At 43.2% G+C, this 23,570-nt stretch carries 19 protein-coding genes; 7 read left to right on the top strand and 12 right to left on the bottom strand.

Features of this window, described 5'->3' with window-relative positions:
- The first annotated feature begins 418 nt into the window (after positions 1-418).
- Genes JZ784_RS11755 through JZ784_RS11745 form a run of 3 tightly spaced genes read left to right on the top strand, consistent with a single transcriptional unit; the run spans position 419 to position 5,152 of the window.
- Complete coding sequence (locus JZ784_RS11755) at positions 419-1,756, top strand: MacA family efflux pump subunit (RefSeq protein WP_346314996.1); 1,338 nt, start codon at positions 419-421, stop codon at positions 1,754-1,756.
- A 2-nt stretch (positions 1,757-1,758) separates the two neighbouring features.
- Positions 1,759-3,738, top strand: coding sequence for a MacB family efflux pump subunit (locus JZ784_RS11750; protein WP_346314995.1), 1,980 nt, complete (start codon positions 1,759-1,761; stop codon positions 3,736-3,738).
- Between the two features lie 10 nt (positions 3,739-3,748).
- Positions 3,749-5,152, top strand: a complete 1,404-nt coding sequence (locus JZ784_RS11745; RefSeq protein WP_346314994.1) for an efflux transporter outer membrane subunit — start codon at positions 3,749-3,751, stop codon at positions 5,150-5,152.
- Between the two features lie 109 nt (positions 5,153-5,261).
- On the opposite strand, the gene JZ784_RS11740 is transcribed toward JZ784_RS11745, so the two are convergent.
- The 3 genes from JZ784_RS11740 to orn all read right to left on the bottom strand — a co-directional run bounded on the left by JZ784_RS11740 (position 5,262) and on the right by orn (position 8,677).
- Complete coding sequence (locus JZ784_RS11740; RefSeq protein ID WP_346314993.1) at positions 5,262-7,085, bottom strand: tetratricopeptide repeat protein; 1,824 nt, start codon at positions 7,083-7,085, stop codon at positions 5,262-5,264.
- Between the two features lie 112 nt (positions 7,086-7,197).
- Complete coding sequence (locus JZ784_RS11735) at positions 7,198-7,968, bottom strand: tRNA threonylcarbamoyladenosine dehydratase (protein ID WP_346314992.1); 771 nt, start codon at positions 7,966-7,968, stop codon at positions 7,198-7,200.
- A 151-nt stretch (positions 7,969-8,119) separates the two neighbouring features.
- The gene (orn, locus tag JZ784_RS11730) at positions 8,120-8,677 is read right to left on the bottom strand and encodes an oligoribonuclease (RefSeq protein WP_005007410.1); all 558 of its coding nucleotides are present in this window, start codon (positions 8,675-8,677) and stop codon (positions 8,120-8,122) included.
- A gap of 123 nt (positions 8,678-8,800) precedes the next feature.
- Between orn and rsgA the strand changes: the two genes are divergently transcribed.
- The 4 genes from rsgA to secB all read left to right on the top strand — a co-directional run bounded on the left by rsgA (position 8,801) and on the right by secB (position 11,134).
- Complete coding sequence (gene rsgA / locus JZ784_RS11725; protein WP_130143680.1) at positions 8,801-9,859, top strand: ribosome small subunit-dependent GTPase A; 1,059 nt, start codon at positions 8,801-8,803, stop codon at positions 9,857-9,859.
- Positions 9,860-9,953: 94 nt separating this feature from the next.
- Positions 9,954-10,361, top strand: coding sequence for a rhodanese-like domain-containing protein (locus JZ784_RS11720; protein ID WP_130143681.1), 408 nt, complete (start codon positions 9,954-9,956; stop codon positions 10,359-10,361).
- Positions 10,362-10,380: 19 nt separating this feature from the next.
- Positions 10,381-10,635 carry a glutaredoxin 3 gene (gene grxC, locus JZ784_RS11715; RefSeq protein ID WP_005007405.1) on the top strand — a complete coding sequence of 85 codons (255 nt, stop codon included), beginning with the start codon at positions 10,381-10,383 and terminating at the stop codon, positions 10,633-10,635.
- Positions 10,636-10,675: 40 nt separating this feature from the next.
- Complete coding sequence (secB, locus tag JZ784_RS11710; protein WP_005007402.1) at positions 10,676-11,134, top strand: protein-export chaperone SecB; 459 nt, start codon at positions 10,676-10,678, stop codon at positions 11,132-11,134.
- Positions 11,135-11,323: 189 nt separating this feature from the next.
- Here the strand turns inward: secB and JZ784_RS11705 are convergent, their stop codons facing one another.
- The 9 genes from JZ784_RS11705 to JZ784_RS11665 form a co-directional block, all read right to left on the bottom strand.
- Entirely contained in the window at positions 11,324-12,130 is an 807-nt protein-coding gene (locus JZ784_RS11705) for an enoyl-ACP reductase (RefSeq protein ID WP_346314991.1), read from the bottom strand.
- Positions 12,131-12,232: 102 nt separating this feature from the next.
- Positions 12,233-13,060: a TatD family hydrolase gene (locus tag JZ784_RS11700; protein WP_346314990.1), complete on the bottom strand. Its 828-nt coding sequence runs from the start codon at positions 13,058-13,060 to the stop codon at positions 12,233-12,235.
- Positions 13,060-14,004, bottom strand: coding sequence for an RsiV family protein (locus JZ784_RS11695; RefSeq protein WP_346314989.1), 945 nt, complete (start codon positions 14,002-14,004; stop codon positions 13,060-13,062). The genes JZ784_RS11700 and JZ784_RS11695 overlap by 1 nt, the downstream gene beginning before the upstream one ends.
- Positions 14,005-14,058: 54 nt before the next feature.
- On the bottom strand, positions 14,059-14,883 hold the full coding sequence (locus tag JZ784_RS11690) for a hypothetical protein (RefSeq protein WP_346314988.1): 825 nt from the start codon (positions 14,881-14,883) through the stop codon (positions 14,059-14,061).
- Positions 14,884-14,979: 96 nt separating this feature from the next.
- Complete coding sequence (locus JZ784_RS11685; protein WP_346314987.1) at positions 14,980-16,569, bottom strand: peptide chain release factor 3; 1,590 nt, start codon at positions 16,567-16,569, stop codon at positions 14,980-14,982.
- Positions 16,570-16,768: 199 nt separating this feature from the next.
- Complete coding sequence (locus JZ784_RS11680) at positions 16,769-18,154, bottom strand: hypothetical protein (RefSeq protein ID WP_346314986.1); 1,386 nt, start codon at positions 18,152-18,154, stop codon at positions 16,769-16,771.
- 275 nt (positions 18,155-18,429) lie between these two features.
- A complete protein-coding gene (locus JZ784_RS11675; protein ID WP_346314985.1) occupies positions 18,430-20,133 on the bottom strand; it encodes a LeoA/HP0731 family dynamin-like GTPase in 1,704 nt (567 codons plus the stop codon).
- Positions 20,134-22,509 carry a GTPase gene (locus JZ784_RS11670; protein WP_346314984.1) on the bottom strand — a complete coding sequence of 792 codons (2,376 nt, stop codon included), beginning with the start codon at positions 22,507-22,509 and terminating at the stop codon, positions 20,134-20,136. It abuts the gene before it with no gap.
- A 63-nt stretch (positions 22,510-22,572) separates the two neighbouring features.
- Complete coding sequence (locus JZ784_RS11665; protein ID WP_346314983.1) at positions 22,573-23,469, bottom strand: WYL domain-containing protein; 897 nt, start codon at positions 23,467-23,469, stop codon at positions 22,573-22,575.
- Between the last annotated feature and the right edge of the window lie 101 nt (positions 23,470-23,570).

Below are 23,570 nucleotides of genomic sequence, written 5' to 3'. Positions count from 1 at the left end.
GCGCCAGATTTTTCACCATAAATTCAACAGCAAAAACCCGAATACAAAATAGTTTGAACACCAGCTATTCAGCACAATCAGAAGTTTTTGTTCTGAATTTAACTTCCGCTTCAGCAACACTCGCTATCGCAGATACCTGTTTATCACAGTTTTTCTACATGCTTTCACAATCAGACTCAAGCAGCCATTCATAAGGTCTGATGATGCTTCCAGAGCAGCTCTTCTAAATTTGCTGACATTTCTATTGTGCAGAAATGCAGTCATGCAAAAAATGCGAGAAAAATGATCTTAACAAGGGCTTTAGCAGCTCAATTCGCCACTTAAAATAATAATCATTTCGGTTTGGAATAAAAAATTCACGGTTTATCCGCATTTCGAACTTATAATCTAAAAATTATACTTTTCATGCCTGCCCCATATGCCAAAAATAAAACCAACCAAAATTATGCTTGCGATTGTCTGCACTCTGGCCGTTGCCCTCACCGCCTGGTATTTTTTTAAGCCCAAGCAGGAACAGCCGCAATACATCACCGCTGAGGTTTCCCGTGCTGATTTAGAGAACTCGGTATTGGCGACAGGTGTGCTTGAAGCGGCCAAAATGGTCAGCGTCGGCGCGCAGGTCTCTGGACAGGTTAAAAAGATGTATGTGCAGCTGGGTGACCAAGTCAAACAGGGCCAGGTGATTGCGCAGATTGACTCTGTCCGCCAAACCAATGATTTAAAAACCGCTGAAGCCAGCATTAAAAATCAGCAGGCGCAGCTGGCTGTAAAAAATGCCAACTTGGCCAAAGTTGAAGCGGAATATAACCGCCAAAAAGCCATGTATGCGCAAGATGCGACCTCACGCGCTGAATTGGAATCGGCCTTAGCCAGCTTTAAAACTGCACAGGCTGATATTGATGCCATAAACGCGCAAATCGAACAGTCGCGCCTGACGTTGGCCACAGCAAAAGAAGATTTAGGCTACACCCAGATTGTAGCGCCTATGGATGGCACAATTGTCGCGATTGTGACTGAAGAAGGCCAAACCGTGAACGCCAATCAAAGCGCGCCAACCATCGTTAAATTGGCAAAATTAAACGATATGACCATCAAAGCTGAAATTTCAGAAGCCGATGTCATGAAAGTTGAAAAAGGCCAGCGTGTATATTTCACCACCTTAGGCGACAGTGAAACCAAACATTATGCAGCTTTGCGCCAAGTTGAACCTGCTCCCTCTTCAATCAACAATGAAACCAGCAACAGCTCAACCTCTTCTTCCAGCACTGCGGTGTACTACAACGCTTTGTTTGATGTGCCAAATGAAGACGGCAAGCTGCGGATTGATATGACTGCACAGGTTTACATTATTTTAGACGAAGCGAAAAATGCGCTGACAATTCCAGCCGCTGCCATTCAGGCATCCAACCGTCCTGACCGCAAAAATAAAAACAGCACAGGCGGTGATAACGCCGCCAGCCAAGCTGCGGCCAGCAATGACCCAGCTAAAGCCAGCCGCCCAAAACGCTTAGAACTGTCTGATGCGGAAAAAGCCTTAATTCAGCGAGGCAAAGCCTCTATGGCGATGGTGCGTGTGGTTCAGGCGGACGGCTCAGCAAAACCGCAGCCGGTGCTCATCGGCTTAAATAACCGGGTTACTGCGCAAGTGCTGAAAGGCCTGAAGCAAGGTGAAAAGGTGGTGATCGCCGATGGTTCAGACACCAGCAATGATTCTGCAAAACGCAGCAACCGCAACGCCGGCCCAATGAGAATGTAATCATGAGTCAACATCAGCAGCCTCTGCTTGAGGTGAAAGATCTGACTCGTGAATTCCCCGCAGGGGAAAGCACGGTTCAAATCTTAAAAGGCATAAATTTAGCAATTTATCCTGGCGAATTAGTCGCCATTGTCGGCCAGTCCGGTTCAGGCAAATCGACCTTAATGAATATTCTCGGCTGCCTGGATCAGCCGTCCAGCGGCAGCTATAAAGTTAAAGGCCGTGAAACCCGCCAGCTTGAACCCGATGAATTGGCGCAGCTGCGCCGTGAGTATTTCGGCTTTATTTTCCAGCGCTATCATCTTCTTGGCGATTTAAACGCGGCCGGCAACGTAGAAGTGCCTGCGGTTTATGCAGGTGTGGATGCGGCTGAACGCCAGCAGCGCGCCAAAGACCTGCTGACGGATTTAGGGCTGGCTGAAAAAACCCAAAACCGCCCCAGCCAGCTGTCAGGCGGCCAGCAGCAGCGGGTTTCCATTGCCCGCGCGCTGATGAATGGCGGCGATGTCATCTTAGCCGATGAACCCACAGGCGCATTGGACAAAAACAGCGGCATTGAAGTGATGCGTATTTTGCGCGAGCTGAATGCCAAAGGCCATACCATCATTTTGGTCACACATGATCACAATGTGGCAAAAAATGCGACACGGATTATTGAGATCAGTGACGGCAACATTATTTCCGACCTGCCGAATGTGCCTGAAACAGATGATGAACCTTTAGAAAAGCAGGAATTGCAGCCGGCCATCAAAAAAAGAACGCCGGCATGGCGTTCTGCAGCTGACCGGTTAAGCGAAGCCTTCCGCATGGCGCTTCTGGCCATGAATGCGCACCGCATGCGTACGTTCCTGACCATGCTAGGCATTATCATTGGTATTGCTTCTGTTGTATCTGTGGTCGCGCTGGGCAATGGCTCGCAAAAGCAGATTCTAGAAAATATCAGCAGCCTCGGCACCAATACCATTACCGTATACCAAGGGCGCGGCTTTGGCGACAACTCACGCTCGGCTCAAGTGAAAACTTTGGTTCCTGCCGATGCTACCGCCCTGTCCGAACAGCCCTATGTAGACGGCGTCAGCCCAACCGTCAGCAGCAGTGTTACGGCGCGTTTTAAAGATACCGAAGCCTCTGCAACGGTAAATGGCGTCAGCGCAGATTACTTTTATGTTAAAGGCTTGACCTTTGCTTCCGGTCAGCCCTTTGATCAGGAAAGCGTTACTGAGCAGTCTCAGGATGTGGTCATTGATGACAATACCAAAAAGACCTTTTTCAGCGACGGAACCGACCCAGTCGGGCAAGTGATTCTGCTGGGCAGCGTCCCGAGCCGCATTATCGGCGTCGTAGAAGCGCAAACCGGCATGATGGGCAATAATGACAGCTTAAATGTCTATCTGCCTTACTCAACGGTGATGAGCCGCATGCTGGGACAGGCCAATGTGCGCAGCATTATTGTGCGGGTAAAAGATGAATATCCAAGCGCAGCCGCTGAAAATGCCATTTTGAATCTGCTGGTGCAGCGCCATGGCGCGCAAGATGTTTTTACCCAAAACTCTGACAGCATCCGCGAAACCATTCAGCAAACCACGCAAACCATGACGCTGCTGGTGTCTGCCATTGCAGTGATCTCACTTGTGGTCGGCGGGATTGGCGTGATGAATATTATGCTGGTTTCCGTAACTGAACGCACACAGGAAATCGGAGTGCGGATGGCGGTTGGCGCACGTCAAAGCGACATCTTGCAGCAGTTCTTAATCGAGGCGGTTCTCGTCTGTATTCTGGGCGGCATCTTAGGCGTCTTGCTGTCTTTAGGCATTGGACAGATTATCAGTCATTTTGCTGGAGAGACCTTCCAGATGGCCTATTCAACCACATCGATTGCCGCAGCCTTTGTCTGCTCCAGCATGATCGGCATCGTATTCGGATTCATTCCCGCACGCAACGCCGCGCAGCTGAATCCTGTCGATGCCCTGTCTAGAGAATAAGGAAATAAATATGCAATTGAATTTAACTAAACTTGCAAGCGCCTTGGTTCTCAGTAGCAGCCTTGCCGGCTGTGCCGCTATGGTGCGCACGCCATACGAGCAGCCGGCAGTCAATATGCCCAGCAGCTTTCAAAACAGCAAAGCGGCGAATCAAAAAATTCATGCAGATGCTTATGCTGATCAGTGGTGGACATTATTTAATGATGCAGAGCTCAATCAGCTGATCAGCCAAGTATTGGATGCTAATACGGATTTGGCAGTTGCCGGCATCAACCTCCGCCAAGCGCGCCTGCAAGCGGGTTTAGCGCAAGATAAGCAGGGCCCTCGCGTCAGCTCAAGCGCATCGACTGGACATAATTTTGACTTAAATTCCGGCGATGATTCATCTAAGGGCCTATCGCTCAGTGCCGGTGTCAGCTATGAATTAGATTTATTCGGCAAACTGTCCAGCCAAACCGAAGCCGCCAAATGGGAAGCCTTAGCAACCGAACAGGATTTGCAGGCTACCGCGCAAAGCTTAATTGCCACTGCTGCCAATTTATACTGGCAGCTAGGCTATCTGAATGAACGCTACAGTGTGGCGCAGCAGAATTTAGCCAGCACACAGAAAACTTATGACCTAGTCAAAGTTCAGTATAAAGCCGGCGCGGTTTCAGGCTTGGATCTCGCCTCGGCAGAACAGTCTGTACAAAGCCAAAAGGCGGCTTTAAGCCAAATTGAGCAGCAGAAGGTTGAAACGCGGACTGCGCTTGCAGTCCTGCTGCACGAACCCGTACAGCAGCTGACCATTGCTGAGCCGCAGCGCTTGCCGCGCATTGCCATGCCGAATATTGCGGCGGGCTTGCCTGCAGACCTGCTGTCACGCCGTCCAGACTTGCAGGCCAGTGAACTGCGCCTGCGCAAAACTTTAGCCAATAAAGACGCCACGAAAGCCAGCTATTACCCATCGATCAGCCTGACGGGCACTTTAGGCTCTTCCAGCACCTCATTGACGCAATTATTGCAAAATCCAGCATTGGCGCTGGGCGCCAGCCTCAGCCTGCCATTTTTGCAATACAATGACATGAAGAAAGATTTGGCAATCAGTGATTTGGACTACGAGAAAGCCATTATTCAATACCGCCAAACCCTATATCAGGCTTTTGCCGATGTAGAAAATGCCCTGTCCAACCGCACTGAATTAAACAAGCAGGTTGCGTTTGAAGAGCGCAATGTGCAACTGGCGGAAAAAACGGAACGTTTGACGGAAGTGCGTTACCGCAATGGCGCGATTGCATTGAAAAATTTAATTGATGCTCAGAAAACGACGCGGGACGCCCGCCTGTCTTTGGTTCAAGCCAAGCAAAGCCAATACAATGCCTATGTGACATTGATGCAGGCTTTGGGCGGCAGTCCAATTAAGCCGCTGCCTTGATGCTCTTGGTTCCATGTAAAAAGCCCTGCGGGGCTTTTTATTTGCCTTATTTAAACTCAATAAAAAAACGCCGGACTTTAGGCGCCGGCGCGTTGCAGTCAGCCGGTAATTACAGCACTGGGCGCTGCTCTAAATAATCGTCAATATCCTCTAAGCGTTCGATACTTTTCTCATGCCCCATCACGCTGCCTTTTTCGAGCCAGTTGCGGGCCAGCTGAATATTGCGCTCTACCCCTAAACCATGCGTATACACATGCGCCAAATTGACATAAGCATCAGGATTCAGCAGATTCGCCGCCTGCTGATAAAATTCCAAGGCTTGCGTTAAGTCCCGTGTCAGCATCTTGCCTTGCTCATGCAGCTCACCGCATAAATTCAAGGCTGCCGCATTGCCCTGCTGAGCGGATGCCTGCAAATACTGCAGCGCCTGCAGCTGGCTGCGCTTCCGGTCCGCCGGATTATTTTCGGCAAACAGTGCCTGCGCTAGTAAATATTGCGCTTCCGCATGTCCAGAATCAGCCGCCTGCTGCAAATAAAATTGCGCCTCAACCTCATCGCTCACATCAGCAAATACATGGCCTGAATAAATTTGATAAACATAGAACTGGGCGGCGGCATGGCCTTGTTCCGACGCTGACATTAAATAGTTTAAAGCGCGTTCACAAGTTGGCAGCGGATAAGTGGGCTGACTATAAAACAGGCCAATGGCATACAGCATGTCGGCATCGGTCTGCGGCTTAAAATTCCAAGCCTGCTGCGCCGCTTTTTGAATCAGCTGCCTGGCCTGCACAGCATCGTATTGTGCGCCACGGCCTGTAAAATAGCACAGCCCCATGCCAAATAAACTGTTGGCATGTGTTTCACGCTGTTCTGCATATCGGTACAGTTCCAAAGCCTTTTCCGGCGCATCCGCCACTAAGTAATGTTCAAAATACAAGGCGGCGATTTGACGCAGCGCAAAAGCATTGCCGTCATTGGCCGCCTCGGACCAAAAGCGGAAGCCTAAGGTTTCCTGATGCTCCACATACCAGCCATGAAAATGCGCCGCGCCTAAAATAGCCTTGGCTTGCGCATTTTTGTGCACTTTGGCCTGATCTAAAAGCTCATGATAAACCCGCTGGCGCTGATCGGCATCGATTGCCCCTCTTAGAACCGCAAGCTGATATTCCGCCAGCCCTTGAGCATCCCCCAGCAGCAGGCAGCGTTTGCTAAACTGCATAGCCTTATGCGGGTCTTTTTGCAGAATTTCACCTTGCTGATAATGCAGGGCCAGCTCCTGATTCGCTTTCAAATGATCTTGATGCGCGGCTTGAAATAAGTAATACATGCCCAGGCTTAAATTCAGATGCTCTGCATCCGTCAAATAATACTGCGCCAATTGATACTGTGAACCGGCATGCCCCGCCTCTGCATTTTGCGTGAGCAGTTTAAATTTCTGCTGCAGTGAAGCCTGCTGATCTTCTGCCCCAAGTTCAGCGATCCGGTACTGCGCCTCCATATTGCCGCGCGCAACCGCATGACGGTACCAATACAGGGCTTTTTCAGAGTCTTGCTGCTGCTCGAAAATTTGCCCTAGCTGATAAGCGGCTTCATCACCGCCTAATTTGAAGGATTTTTCCAACAGGCTGATGCCGCTTTGCATATCCTTCGCCCGGCCTTGGCCATTGACGTGCATTAAACCCATTTGCATATAGGCTTGCGGCAAGTCATGCTGCTTTGCGAGCTCACTGTAGAGCTGATAAGCGCGAGCATAATCCGGCTGCGCTGAATCCGAGCTTAAGCGCGCAGCATACTTCATCTGCGCATCTATTTGCTCCACCCACAAGTCGCTCTGCCCCGCATGCGCCTGATCGCGCTTGACAGGGTCCGGACGCTTCCACATCCAAAATGCCAGCGCGCCAATCCCCAAGATCAATATTAAGAAAAACCACATAGCCGCCCCATACGGTTAATTTTTATTTTAAATACTGTTATTCATTCTAAAGGCAACCATCAAAAAAAGCACCGTAATTGGTGCTTTAGTTTGCTTCAGAATGCGCGCTGTTTCAAAGTTTCGGACGCTTTGCATCAAGTTTTTTCAGCGCTTCAGAAACAGCGATCATGGCAAAGCTTGAGGTCACCACTACGGCAGAACCGTAGCCTCCGCAGCGCAGGCCGGCGCTTGGGCAGACATCAGCGCTGGAAAATGGATTATCAATTGAATACACACAGGTAATGCCGAATTTTTCTTTCGGCTTTTTGCAAATGCCTTTGCTGCGCAATTGCGCGCGCAGCTTCGCCAGCATTGGATCCTGTTCGGTTTTCGACAAATCCGCAACCCGGATTTTAAGCGGATCAATTTTGCCGCCGGCGCCGCCTGATACAATCAGCGGAATTTTATTAAAGCGGCAATGCAGCATCAGCGCCAATTTGGCTTTAACATCGTCAATGCAGTCTAAAATCAGATCCGGCGCTGCGGCTAAAAGCTCTTTGACATTATCCGGCGTTAAATAGTCATCAATCAGATTGACTTTAATTTTAGGATTGATGGAACGGCAGCGTTCCGCCATCACTTCAATTTTTTCCATGCCCAGTGTCGATGTCATCGCTGGCAGCTGGCGGTTAATATTGGATGCCGCCACCACATCCATATCCACCAGTGTCAGCTCACCCACACCTGTGCGCGCCAAGGCTTCAACAGCCCAGGAGCCGACGCCGCCAATGCCGATCACCATGACATGGCTGTTTTCATAATGACTGAAGCTGTCTTCTCCATAAATTTTGGCAACCCCCGCAAAGCGGCGTTCATATTCATCTTCCTGGAGCAAATCAGTCATTCTTCAGCTTAATCTTAAATCTGGACAAGGCGCCATTTTAGCAAATTCAGCGCTGAAATGTAGCGCTCAGCATCTAAAGTCCAGGCTATAAAAAAAGAGGCAGGACGCCTCTTCTTTAGATTTTTTAATCTTCCTTTTCTGAATAAAGATCTTAGTCGTTATTCATAATAAAGAAGTATTCGCGGTAATATTTCAATTCTGCAATAGAATCGCGGATATCATCCATCGCCAAATGCGACGCATTTTTCTTTAAGCCGCTCATGATTTCAGGGCGCCAGCGTTTTGCCAATTCTTTAACGCTCGACACATCTAAATTCCGATAATGGAAGAACTGTTCCAATTCCGGCATCAAGCGGTGCATGAAGCGGCGGTCTTGGCAAATTGAGTTGCCGCACATTGGCGACACTTTGGGATTAATCCATTTTTTTAAGAATTCGATGGTCTGCTGTTCTGCATCCTGAGCCGTCAATTTGCTGCGGCGCACACGTTCAATTAAGCCGGATTGGCCATGCTGGCGGGTGTTCCACTCATCCATCGCATTGAGGATTAAAGGTGACTGATGGATCGCCAGCACTGGGCCTTCCGCCAAAATATTGAGCTTATCATCGGTTACAATCGTTGCAATTTCAATAATTTGATCATTATCGGTATCCAGACCTGTCATTTCAAGGTCAATCCAAATCAGGCGGGTATCCGGTGTGCTGCTCATAAATGTGCAATCTTATTAGGCTGTAAAGCGGCTATAGTAGCAAATTTCTTGCCCCCGCGCTGTAAATAGACCCCGCTTCATGCTATTTTTGCCTTCTAGATTTTATGGTTTTTTAGGATATGAATGGCTTTAATTCGTAAGCGCCGCCTTACCGAGCAGCAGCAGCGCCGCATTCAAAAACAGCACCAATCCCGTCAGGAAGAAATCGATACCTCGAATGATCTTGAGGGATTAGTCGTTCAGCATTATGGACGCCAGCTGGAAGTTCAAGCACTGTCTGTTCCAGAGGCTCATCCTAAAAAGCCTGCGGTTTCTGCGGGAGAACCCGAACCGTTTTGGAAACCCATTGAACTGGGCAGTGTTTGGCGCTGCCATACCCGCACCAATTTAGAAGCGCTGGTGACCGGTGACCGCGTGAAATGGCAGGCCGATCCGAATACCGGTTTGGGCATTATTACCGCCATTCACCCGCGCCAATCATTGCTGACCCGCCCTGACCGTTACCACAAAGTTAAACCTGTCGCCGCCAATGTCAGCCTGATTGTGATTGTTTTTGCCTCGTTTCCTGAAGTTGCGCCCAGCCTGATTGACCGCTATTTAGTCGCCTGCGCCGATGCGGATATTCCAGCCTTGCTGGTCTTGAATAAAATGGATTTGGTTAAAGCTGATGATCCGATTTTAGATCTTGTTCAGGAATATAAAGACCTGGGCTATGAAGTGATGCAAACCCAGTCTTCGGGTGATGTTTCCGCACTGTCTCAGCGTTTGGCGGGGGAAACCGTGGCCTTTGTCGGCCAATCCGGTGTCGGCAAAAGCTCGCTGATCAATACCATTGTCCCTGACGCTGCGCAAAAAACCAATGTCATTTCAGAAAACTCAGCATTAGGCCAGCACACCACAACCTCTACCCGCCTCATCGCCTTTGGTGAAAATGCCGCGCTGATTGACTCTCCCGGGATTCGTGAATTTGGCTTGTGGCATTTGACCACAGAAAGTGTTCAGAATGGCTTTACCGAAATTGCCAATTTGGTGGGTTATTGCCAATTCCGCAACTGCACCCATAAGCATGAAAAACAGTGCGCCCTGCGCGAAGCTGCATCTAAAGGCGAAATTCTGCCGCGCCGCTTAGACAGCTATTTACGCTTAATTGATGAAATTGCGGAAGCGCAGCAAAAAAATTAGTTTTTATTCTGTACGGCCCTTGAAGCGGTGATTTTGATCACCATATTTATCAGCTATACTCTTGGCAGTTTTTTGAATTGTGATTAGGTGACTTGTGGAACGTTGGTTCGAATTTATGGGGAATCACCCCTTCTTATTTGGCACACTTGCTGTATTGGTGGTGCTGTTCTTCCTGTTAGAAGGTCAGCGCAATGGCCGCAAAATTTCACCGCAGTCTTTAGGAATTTTGGCTAAAGCAAAAAATGCCATGCTGATTGATTTGCGTGATGCAAAAGATTTCCGCGAAGGCCACATCAGCGGCAGCCGCAACATTCCTTACAGCCAAATTACCAAGCATCTGGACGAACTGAAAAACTCAGAGCGCCCATTGGTATTTATCTGCAATTTAGGTCAAGTTGCAGGTTCTGCTTTACAGCAGGTCGGTCATGCGGATGCTTACCGCTTAGACGGCGGCATCAGCAACTGGAAAGCGCAAGGCTTGCCACTGGTAAAAGCGAAATAATTGTTTGAGGAGATTTTGAATGGCTGAAGTAACGATTTATTCTACTGCTGTTTGTCCATACTGCATTCGTGCAAAACAGCTCCTTGAGCGTAAAGGCGTAACTTTTAAAGAAGTTAATTTATCCAATGAAGCGCCTGAAGTGCGTGTGGAATTGATGCAGCGCACCAAGCACCGCACCGTGCCGCAAATTTTCATTGGTGAACAATTTATTGGCGGTTTTGATCAGCTTTACGCATTAGAACGTGAAGGCAAACTCGACGATTTACTGGCTTAACAGCCAAACAACATCACATCTTCATATTAAGGATTACAGAATGAGTGAAGAACAACAAGCTCAACCGCAACTTGCTTTAGAGCGTATTTATACTAAAGATATTTCTTTTGAAGTGCCTGGGGCTCAAGTATTTACCAAAGAATGGCAGCCGGAACTGAACATTAATTTGTCCTCTTCCGCTGAAAAAGTTGACCCGACTCACTTTGAAGTGTCCTTAAAAGTTGTGGTGCAAGCGAACAATGCAGGCGAAACTGCATTTATCGTTGATGTCACTCAATCTGGCATTTTCCTGATTGATGCTGTAGAAGAAGAGCGCCTACCTTACATCCTTGGCGCTTACTGCCCGAACATTCTGTTCCCATTCCTGCGTGAAGCGGTGAATGACATGGTTACTAAAGGCAGCTTCCCGCAATTGCTTTTGACACCTATCAACTTTGATGCAGAATTTGAAGCGAATTTAGAACGCGCTCAAGCCTCTGCTGTAGAAGGCCAGGCTTAAACGCTTGTCTTTCAGCAATAAAAAAGACCGCCATTGCGGTCTTTTTTATTGCCCTATGCTTTTCTCCTTCTCCCTTTGGGAGAAGGTCGGGATGAGGGCAAAATATCATCCCCTCCCCCAGAGGGCGAGGGATTTGATTCAATTGAAGAAGAATCCCACCCGGCCTCCCTTTAAAAAGGGAGGAGCAAATTATTCCGCATCCAGCATCAAATCAGCGCTCATGCCCACAGTATTGAAACCGGCATCGACATACATGATTTCACCGGTAATGCCGTTTGCCCAAGGTGAACACAGGAACAGCGCGGCATTGCCGACATCTTCAATCGTGACATTGCGTTTCAGCGGCGCAACTTTCTCATTTAAATCCAGCATTTTCCGGAATGATTTAATGCCTGACGCCGCCAATGTACGAATTGGGCCTGCAGAAATTGCATTCACGCGGATGCCTTCAGCACCCAAGCTCGACGCTAAGTAACGCACACCCGCTTCCAAAGAAGCTTTCGCCATGCCCATAACATTGTAGTTTGGCATAACGCGCTCTGAACCTTGATAAGTCAGCGTCAACAGGCAGCCTTGACGCGCCACCAATAAAGGCTTCGCTGCGCGCGCCATCGCAACAAAGCTGTAGGCGCTGATGTCATGCGCGATATTGAAACCTTCGCGGTCAGTAATTTCAGTGAAGTCGCCGTCTAGAGTATGCGCAGGCGCAAAACCGATAGAATGCACCACACCGTCTAAACCATCCCAGTGCTTAGCCAGTTCCGCAAATGCGGCCTCAATTTCTGCATCCACAGCCACATCACAAGGGAAAACTAAAGTTGAACCGAATTGTGCTGCAAAATCATCGACACGTTTTTTTAATTTTTCGTTCGGATAAGTAAATGCCAGTTCAGCGCCTTCACGGTGCAGTGCTTGAGCGATACCGAATGCAATAGATAATTTGCTTGCAATACCGGCAATTAAAAAGCGCTTACCTGCCAATAGTCCTTGTGCCATGTGAATCTCACTCGATAAAATTTAACTGCATAATGCCAAGTCTGGAGCATTTTAGAAATTGCATAATGCGCCTTTTTTACAGCAATTCGAAAATCGCCTGATTTATATTTTCAGATGCAGCGCATCCAGCGTATTGCGCCACATTTGCCGCGCCAGATTGTGCTCATCCGCCTGCAGGCTCTGCGCCAGCCCCTGCAGCACATAGGGCAAATTCACCGGTGTATTGCGTGTGCGCTGCCCGCTGCCGTGCTGGCAACATAGCGGGGTCATATCAGGGCAATCGGTTTCCAGCACCAAATGCTCAGCGCCGACGGCCTGAACGACAGTATGCAGTTTTCTGGCATTCGGATTGGTAATCTGTCCGGTCACGCCAATTTTAAATCCCAGCTTAATAAAGGCTTTGGCTTCTTCTACCCCGCCGCTGAATGCATGCGCAATGCCGCCTAAACTGAACTGCTGCTCTTTCAAAATTTTCAGCGTTTCCGCATGGGACTTTCGAATATGCAACAACACAGGCTTTTGATACTGCTTTGCCAGCTCCAGCTGCTCAGTAAAAAAATGCCGCTGCTTGGCAAAAGCATCGGGCTGTTTATGCTGCGGCAAAAAAGTATCTAAACCGATTTCCCCAATCGCCGCACAGTTTTCAGACTGCAGAATCCGCTCTAAATCCAGCAAATGCGGCTCTTGATGCTGTTCGATATAAAACGGATGCAGGCCGGGCGCCAATTCACTTCTTGGCGCGTTCTTTAAGCTATTGAGAAAATGATGGGTCTGAATTAAATCCTGAAATCGATGCTGCACAAAGCCAATCAGCACCAAACACTCTACGCCTGCCTGCTTGGCCGCACGCGCCAACTCTTCCCGGTCCGGATCAAAATCGGGAACGTCAAAATGGGTATGCGTATCAAATAAGGCAGAACGGCTGAACATTAAGATTTCGCTTTGGCTTCAGAAGCTGGCGCTTCAGCGGCTGCCGGCAAATATTGCGGCTTCAAAATGCCTTGCAGCTGATCATAAGGAAGAGTTAAGCGCGGCAGCCCCACGACATACGGCCCAATCTCATATTCGGCATATTGCAGAATTAAGCCATCTTTCCCCAAGAAATAGTTGTCTGACAGTTTGAATTTCCAAGCCTGTTCATATTCATCCACACTGTCTGCCAGCTTAGAATCCATCACCCATGCTTTAAAAGCTTCATGCGCTTTCTTCTGCAAGGCGGCTTTTTGTTTCGCGGCTATAATGTCATCCAGTTTGACCAGTTTCTTGGCTTTGAGATCGAAATTATAATACTGCTGTGAGGATGAGCCATGCGCGCCGCCCAAATAGCTGCTGCTGTTCAGCACGACGGTCGCCAATGGCTCCCCTGCATTTAAAATTTTCGGCTTAACCATCAAGCTGATTTTCTGCGCTGAATTTAAGTCTTTCAGCTCTTGATCCAATTTAATAAAGGCCTGCATATAAGGCGCAGCCTGCTTCTCTAGTTTTATTTTTGGTGTTTCGACCTGCGCCAATGGCGACTTGGCTTCAGATGCAGCACTGGCTTCACTGGCCGCCGTTTGCGCTTTGTCCTGAGCGGGCGCCACAGACAGAATCAGGCCCAGCTGCTTTAATATTTCATCATCAATGTATTGATCAATAAAGCTTTGGTTGCTGCTGAGCCGTTCAACTGAAATTTCGGGGCAGCTGTTGCCGTCACAGTCCGGCATGTTCAAACTCAGTTTTTCAGAATCACCGATCAGTTTCATGCTTTGATCCGGCGCTTCTGTTTTCGGTTTTTCTTCTGGCTTCGGTTCAGCTTTCTGCGGCTGGCAGGCGCTCAGCGCAACAGCGGAAGCCAAAATGCTCATCGCCCAAATTTTTTTATGCTTTAACATGAATGAAGTGTCTCTCTTATCTGGCTGACCGGCATCATTCTTCAATGCCTGACATTAAAACATATGCTGATATACGTCAGCTTTCAAGACCTGCTGTGTTTGTTGTTTGCTTAAGTAAATATCCAGCTGCTTGCCGTCTTTGACAATTTCATGCGTGCGGTAATGCAGGCCAACCCCCTCCTGATCGAAAAACCAGTCAGACTGCCCCCAATACAGCTTTTTCGGCGCCGCGGAGCGGACAGCCGCATCCTGATCTTTCAGCCATTTGGCATATGCCTCCTGCACAATCGCATTCATTTTCGCCTGTTTTTGAGCATCCATAATGTCCAGCAGGGCTAAACTTTTCTGGGTACTGCGGTCCGCAACAAAAAAGTAATGGCGGTCTTTCACTTTGACATTTTCCTGCGCAGTATCCACGCCAACCTGCAGCAGCACATATTGATTGCGCTGATACGGAATGCGGGTATACATGGTTAAGGAATAAGGCCGGTTGGCTTTAAATTCATCTTGCCATGCATCTGATTTTTTCACATACGCATTGATTGCCTGCTGCAGGCTCATGCTCTGCTTCAGCCCGATCTGATCCTGCACCACCAGCGCCTGATTGCGTTCAATCCATGTATTCAGCCACGCGTCTGCGGTTTGAACCGTTTGTATATCCAGATCAATACAGCTTTTATTTTCACAAAAAGGCAGCGCAATTTTTGCAGGCTGTTCCTGAATATTTAAATAGGGCAATACTTCCGCTTTTTCAGGCGCAAAAACTGATGGTTTTTTTTCAGATTCGGGCTGCTGCGGTTTTTTAGCATCATCACAGGCGCTCAGCAGCAGGGTCATGCCAAGCAGTGAAAGTGTTACTGCATCCTTGATGATATTCATAATACTGAGAGGTGAAGGCTTAAAATTAAAATCAATTTATCACAAAATAAAACAGCTTCACGTGAAGCTGTTTTATTTTTCTGTCCGATTGGAGACTTAGTGCTCGCGGGTGTTGCGGAACTGGATGTCAGGATAGCGCTCCTGCATCAGTTGCAAATTTACGCGGCTCGGCGCAAGGTAGGTCAAATGGCCGCCGCCGTCAACCGACAGCTGATCATGCGCTTTTTTCTTAAATTCATTAAATTTCTTGTCGTCATCGCAAGACACCCAGCGCACAGTATTGATGCTGACTGGCTCATAAATGCAATCGACTTTGTATTCTTCTTTGAGGCGGTACGCCACAACTTCGAACTGCAGCACACCTACCGCGCCCACAATTAAGTCGTTGCTGTTCTGCGGCATGAATACCTGTGTGGCGCCTTCTTCAGACAGCTCTTTTAAGCCTTTTTGCAGCTGCTTGGATTTCAATGGGTCCTTTAAGCGCACACGGCGGAACATTTCGGGCGCAAAGTGCGGAATGCCGGTAAAGTGAAGCTTTTCGCCTGCGGTAAAAGTATCGCCAATCTGAATGGTGCCGTGGTTGTGCAAGCCAATAATATCGCCTGGCCATGCTTCTTCCAGATGCTGACGGTCGCCTGCCAGAAACGTTAATGCATCACTGATGCGCACATCTTTATCAATACGCACATGTTTCATTTTCATGCCTTTTTCATATTTGCCTGAACAAATCCGCATGAATGCAATACGGTCACGGTGCTTCGGATCCATATTGGCCTGAATTTTAAAGATAAACCCAGTAAAGCCCTCTTCAGTCGCTTCAACTGTGCGCGCTTCTGTCGGATGCGCTTTCGGTTCTGGCGCATACTTTGAAAATGCATCCAGCACGTGATCTACACCAAAGTTGCCCAATGCCGTACCAAACAGTACAGGCGTTTGACGGCCTGCCAAAAATTCTGTGCGGTCTAAAGGCTCATTGGCCATTTGCACCAATTCCAAAGACTCTTCGAAGGCTGCCCATGCCAGCTCACCGACTTTTTCACGCAAGTCCGGATAGTCATAGCCGTCACGCACTTCAATATCGGTAATGGTTGAACCAAAACCCGCTTTATATACGTAAAATTTTTCTTCAATTAAATTGAATACACCGGCAAAGTCGCGGCCAGTACCCAGCGGCCAGGTTAAAGGCACGCATTTAATTTTCAGGACATTTTCAATTTCATCCAAAAGCTCTAAAGGCTCACGGATTTCACGGTCCATTTTGTTGACAAATGAAATGATCGGCGTGTCGCGCATGCGGCAGACTTCCATCAGCTTCACCGTACGGTCTTCGACACCTTTCGCGCCGTCAATCACCATTAATGCAGAATCGACCGCAGTTAATGTCCGGTATGTATCTTCCGAGAAATCTTCATGCCCTGGGGTATCGAGCAGGTTGATCATTTTGTCTTTAAACGGGAACTGCATGACCGAGGTGGTAATCGAAATGCCCCGTTCTTTTTCCATTTCCATCCAGTCCGATGTTGCTGCGCGGTCTGACTTGCGGCTTTTCACCATACCGGCAACCTGAATCGCCTGCCCCCATAACAGCAGTTTTTCTGTCATGGTGGTTTTACCGGCATCGGGGTGGGAAATAATAGCAAAAGTCCTGCGAGCCGCGACTTCTCTAGCTAATTGCTCTTTAAACATAAGGGAAATCTTCAATATGTACACAGTTTTGTACACACTTGTAAATGTGTATCAAGCCAGTGAAGTGATAACTTAAAATTGGCGCAATTGTAGCAGATTTATACTTCTTTTTCGGTTACACAATATAAATTATCTTTCTTATAAACCACAGCTTTCTAACTAAGTATGACTGAAAAATCAGTCATACTCATTTAATTACTTACAAATAAGTACTACTCAATGTAAGTTTTACTGAATCTTCTAAATAGTCTAGTACCTCATCTAAAGCATCTTGTATACTGTCAATTTCTTCTCCATAAGGCTCTTTTAGGAATGTACTTATACAACCTAGAATATATTGTGAGGTGACATTTTTGACTTCTGTAAAAACGTATTGTTCTTCATCTAAACCTAAATTTTCATTTGCCAATACATCATTATTTAATGCTCTTACTATAAAGTCTTTAAATAACTTGAAAGAATGGTCTCTATCCTTTGAGATCGCTTTTTGCACTCTGTTTAATTCAATATAGTACTGATCTGAATTAGGATCTAATTTCATCCAATCTTGAGTTCTTACTAATACATCACCCAATTTTTGTTCAGTAGCTAGGGATAATAAATATTGAGATAATATTATGTTGTATACCTTATTGTATCTAATAATAATATCTTGTGACCGATCTGATGGCATATAAGATAGAATTCCCCTCAAATATCCTTCATTGATAATTTTAAGCATAAAGACAAGACTAACAGCAACTTTATTTTGGCATATTAGAATTTCAAATATTTTGTTTACTTCATTTTTTTGTGGCAAGTTATTATTAATATTATAGATTTCAAAAATAAACTCCAATACATTATCAACCAATTGATTATCAGTATTAATAATCTTAAATAATTTTGTAATCCCCGCAAAATATTCCATATTTAAAAATAATTCTGGGTTATATATTCCCATCTCATCATTAGCCTCCTTCAACAAAACTAAATTATTTTCTTCAATAAATCTATCTATAATAAAATTATCTTGAGAAGAAATTATTTCATTTAAACTCATCTTTGCATAATTATTTTCTAATTCTGCTAAATGAGCCTTTTGCACCAATTGTTGCTTTTCTCTTTCTATATTTTCTATTTCAACTTGTTTTCGAAGTTCTTCAGCTCTCTGATCTGCTTTCTCTGCCATAAGTAACATTTTTTCAACTAAAAAAGCATTTAACGTAGTAAGTAACTTATTTCTATCGTTTTTATCCAATTGCGTGAATGCTATTACTTTTTGATGATTAATAACAAAGTTGCCTCCTAACAGCCCTTCAAAGGCAACCTGCTGTAGTTCCATTAAAGATATTTTTTTGGGATCTTCAAAAGATTCTTTAACTAAAATTTCTGAATTTGTTATTAATAGTCCATTATCTGCTTTACCCCAAAAAGTATCATCAGCTAATACATATACATCCTCAGCTTTAACATGAGAAGCATATGCATTAAGAGCATTATTTAATTTTTTCATGGGAATATTGGGTTTAAAAAAAATCTTTTCTCCATTTTCCAAATTAATAGAATTATATTTTTGATAAAATTCTGAAAATTGCAGCAACACGCCTTCACCCTTCTTTTAAAAATTAAAATTAATCAGACATAATTTTACTTTATTTAAAATAGAAAATCATATTAAAATTACTTCTTAAATAATTTATTAGATATCCCAATTATTTTAAAAATGTTTAATAAATCATTAAAACAAAATATTAAATTTAAAAATATAAAACCACTATATTAAATATTTTTCATAATCAACCAAAAGAACCCCCTTTAAAATAAAGGAGATTCTCAATGAAATATATTACCTTAAAAAATAGCTATACAGAACAAAATCTATATTATATTTTTAAACTCACCTTCAATAATCACCCCCTCTTTTCTCCAAGAGGTAAAAGACTTAGTCTTTGATTCATGATCCATATGCATCAGTTTTATCTCTTCAATTTTATCTTTGAGTTCTTTGTAAATGGGGAAAAATTTAAAAATAAATTCATCTTTATCAATTAACTCTAAAATCTCTTTTTGCTGGCTTTGTAGGGTTTCAACTAAATCCTTTTTTGCAATTTGGAAGGCTTCTAATTTCTTCGCTTGATTCCAACTATCCCAAGCGTCAACCGCTATACCAATCAGAGGTAATGCTTTATTGATATTATTTGCAAACTTCACGGCTCCCCAAGGATTAAATTTCAACGCGTCTTTAAGATTTAATCCCATTAACTTACCAGTAGCGACTAAACCATTTCGTGCAGCTAAAATAGTATTATTATCTAACTTAATATTTTTAGCTAAATGATTAAGTCCTTTCTTCGTTAGAGACCCGACAGCAGTATCGATATTCTCAATTTCTGCATTAAAATTAATCGCTTGTGTATTTAATGCAATATTGATTTGATTTGTTTCATTTTGAAAATACTCGTTAATTTTACTCGAGATAACAGAACCCTCATTGCCTATCTCTCGTACTAGAAACTCACCAATCGTCTCAAGACTAGTGCCCTGAACTTGCATTACCAAATCTTGAAAATATCCATTAAAACTTGATCTTAGATTTGATTTTGCATTTGCAATCTTTTTTGAAATTAAATTCAGTGCACCAGTTTCAATCTCATAAAGTTGATTTAGCTTCTCCATTTCCTTTGATAATTGGGATTGTTGCTCTTCAATTTCAGGTATTTTTTTAATCAAAATGTCACTGATAATAGACTTTCTCGTTTCTTCAATTAACCCATTATAGCCACCACTTTTTTTCACAATCTCGCTCGTGGCATTTTGCAACAATTTGATATGCGACAATTGTTCAAATTCAGCTCGATTTTCCATCCAATACTCAACCCCTTCATCAAATGGGTTTGCTGAAACTGCTACTATTTTTAAGTTATTGGTTTCTTGAAGAGTAAGAGACAAGATTGAACTTAATCTTTCTTTGACATTTTGCTCTTTAACCTTAAATTTATCTTGGTAATCTAATTCATCTTCTACATCTGCAACTTCGTCAAAACGACTCAAGACAAATACTGTTCTTGGTAACAGGTTTAAATCTTTAAACAACCATTTCAAATCGTCTATATGACTTTCTTTGATTGGATTTTTAGAGTTCATAACATAAAGAATAATATGCGCTTCACTGACATATTTTTTAGTAATGTCTTTATATTTTTCGATCTCTTGAGCATCTGTATTCACTTGCTCTTTATAACCGTATAATCCTGGTGTATCAATAAGCTGATAATCTTCATCAATATCATAAATTTTGACTGCATTTGATGATTCAGAGGCACTAATATTCATCGTTTCTGGATCAATTTTACCTAACCATGCCGCAGCAATTGAGGTTTTACCTTCTGAGAACCCACCTATAAGCGCAATTTTGAGTTTATCACTTTGTAGCGTATTTAAGGAGTTCTGCAACTTAGTTTTAATGTCAGTTGATACATCTAAACCAAACTCTTGTCCTTGAGTAATAAAGCCTTCTAATTTACTTAATAAATTGATTACTTTAGCCTGATTGTCCTGATGATTTCTTAAAGTTTCAGACATTTATTTTACCCCGTAAGCACTACTAATATTATTTGACAATGTATTAAACATTTTGATTGATTGATGAATATCTTCTATAAGCCCTGTAATTTGATCACTTGGCTCATTCAACTTTTTCTTTAAATCTAATAAAGACGGCTCAATTTTTTCTTCAACACCATTTAAGTTTTCTTGAGCAACTTTTTTCAGCTCTTTTACGATGTTTGATAAATTTTTATCAACACTTTTCTTTTGCTCAGATTTTTTAAAGTCTGAATCGAAAAAGCTCCAAATTGCTTTTGCAAAACTAAATAATAACCCTGCAGCAGTTAATGCAATTGCTCCCCAACCCACAGGGTTCCACCACATAGCTGCACCCACACCAATACCAACCCCAAGAAGTCCCATCTTGTTGATGCCACTGTTAATATCAAATTTTAATGAAACGTTGTTTTCTAACCCCGAAATACCTTGTGATTTGAAATTATTTTGGATGCTAGCTAAACGTGATGAAAGTTTCTGTAATTTTTGCTTTAGATTTTCATCAAATTTCGAAGTTTCATTTTTAAAATCTTTCACCAAATCATCACTGACCGTTTTGAGATTATCATCAATTTTTAATTTTAAAATACTTTTGAAATCATCATTACTAATGTTACTTTCGATTCGCTGATAAACCTCTTGACGTGTTTTACGTTCAAAATCTTGAATATTTTTATCGATCACGGTCTTTAGACTTTGAACTAAGTCCAAATATCCGCTATCAATCTCTTGCTTAGTAAGCGCTACTTGCTTATCAATATTCAACTTTAAATCAGAGAAGCCAGTATGAACATTATTTAACGTTTCTACAGTTTGCTTCAGAACATAATTTGCTTTATTAAAGTTACTGGCTTTAATTTTATATGGAACATCTCCAACGACTTTTTGAGTTAAGTGGTCTTGAAATGCACGGAGACCTGACTTTTCCTTTAATTCATCTCGGTCTGAATTATTTAGGAATTTTAGCTGATTGCGATTTTTTTCACCGAATGGCACCAGACAATTCGCTACAGCATAAAATCCTGCTAGCCCTGCCACCACCGTATAATCTTTATAATTTTTATCTAATACCGATTCCATATGTTTATTAAGGTCACTTAATGCTCCTCGCTCATCATCATTACTGATCAAGCCATTTTTTAATGACCTCGGTGATGTAACAGGCTTATTGTAAACAGTCCATACTTCTGTCTGATCTGCTAGATGAGCTTTAATCTTCTGAAGTGTACCTTCATTTGGCGTAGCATCTTTACTGGTTACAAAGAAAACAGCATGTGCCTTTTTTACAGCTTTAGAAATTTCATTTTCTACAAGTTTTTCATCCCCCTCAATACCAGGTACATCAATTAATTTCACCTGTGTACCATTGATATCGAATAAAAATTCTTTACTTTCTCGAGTAAAGTCACTTCGACCATCTCCCATAATTTGGCCATCTTCAAACTCTCTTAGCTTTTCCAACATTTTTTCAAATTGCTGTAACTGCTGTTCAACAGATTTCTTTTCATTTTCTAATTGTACGGTAATCGAGTTAATTGGCTTTTTAGTTAAGTCATATTCATCTTGTATGATTGCAAGATGTGATTGTTTCAAAGCATATTCTTTTTCTATTTTTTGCTTCAATAATTTAAGTTCAGAATCTATTTGTGCTTTTTGCTTAATTAGTTCTAGTTCAATGACTCCAATTTGCTTTTCCTCTTCTAAGCGTTTAAAAATATAAAGAATTTTTAACCACCATGACATATTCTGCTTTTTGTATTGAACTATCTCTTTTAGAGACACAATCTGAGTGTTAAAAACCTCAAGCTTTTGTTCATCCAGCAAAGATTGATCTTTAATCTGCTCATCATGCTCATATTTAAGTGCATTCAGTATTTTTTGATAATCTTCTAATTTTTGAGTATAGGTTTCATCTATTTCCTTTAATTTTTGATTATTTTCTAAAATTTTACGACTAATTTCATGATCAGCGTCTTTTAACTGGCCATAAGCTTCTTCATCTAATGAAAATTCATCTTTAAGTGCTTTGAATTTTGCTTGTATTTCTTTTTTAGTTTGTTCAGCAAACAACAGACGTAGCACCTCTATGAGAGTCGATTTGCCTGCATTAGTTTCACCGAAAAAAGCAATCGTAAAGTAATCCCATTCGGAATTACTTTTAAGTTCATCTATCTTCCTTTCAATTTCTTTTTGCTGAAAGCTTAAAATTTGCTTAGATTCATTTAGTTTTTCTCCCACTAAATTAGTATCTAAAACTTGCTCATTTTTAACAATTTTCGCAATCAAATCTGATATTTTCTCTTTTAAATCATCATAAATATTCTCAGGATGATTTAAATTAATATGACTATTCACGTACCCTTACCCCTAACCAACCAACTTATAAATAATGTTTTTTAAATGAAGCTATTTTTAACCTCAAACCAAATATTCTTTTAAGCTTATTTCTAATTGTCTCTGTAACCCTTTAGGACTCACTATTTTCAAATAAGGAATCCAAAACCGGATTAGAGGCAACAGCTGCATATCATGATTAATTTTTGAAGAGACCAATAACCCACCATCCCCCAACTCTCTTACAATTTGCTGCTCAGGTAGTATTGATCTCTGTTTAAAATAAAAAGCAACCTGACTATCAATAGATAAAATGATTTCCTGTTTATCCTGTCCAAACCAGATGCTTTCATCATCTTCTACAAGTTTTACAATATTTTGATCTGGAGTAAATTGAGGATATTCATGAGTAGCGTGCATCAGTTTAATATGTGAAATACGATAAGTACGTAATTGATCTTTCCTAACCGCTGCCAAATACCAGCTACCATGATGATGAATCAATCGATAAGGTTGGACTAATCTAGGTTCACCTTTATATACAAAACCAATTTGTCGCTGTTCTTGAATTGCTTTTCCAAAAACTTTGAATAGTTCTTTAAACTCACTTGCATCCTCAAAAGAGTAACCTTTAGCACAATAAATTTGTTGTGCTCGACTATCTAAAAGTTCACGTAGAAAAGACATATCCAATGACGGATACAAATGACTAATTCCAGAAAGCTGTGCAAAATTACGGATATCCTTCGGAGCAATTTTCCCTAAATAATTTGACTCCAGGTAATATCTTTTATTTTCAACATCCTGCTGTAACGGCAAATAAGTAGTGAGACGATCAAAATCTCTCGAAATCGTACGAGTACTTACCCCAAATTCTTCAGCGAGTTCTTTTATATTTAACTGATATCCCATATTTAATTTCGTTAAAATATTGGCCAATCTGTCAGCTAAACGCTCATGAATAGAATCATCACGTTGCATGGATTATCTCTAATTATTCAAAAGTAATATCACAGTTATACTTGAATTATATTTGAAATATAACACATTAAAAATACAAAAAGTTACACTAATTCACACAA

It is taken from the genome of Acinetobacter sp. CWB-B33 (assembly GCF_039655955.1).
Lineage (GTDB): Bacteria > Pseudomonadota > Gammaproteobacteria > Pseudomonadales > Moraxellaceae > Acinetobacter > Acinetobacter bouvetii.
The sequence above is the reverse complement of the archived record's forward strand: the minus strand, read 5'-3'. Positions and strand labels throughout refer to the sequence as shown.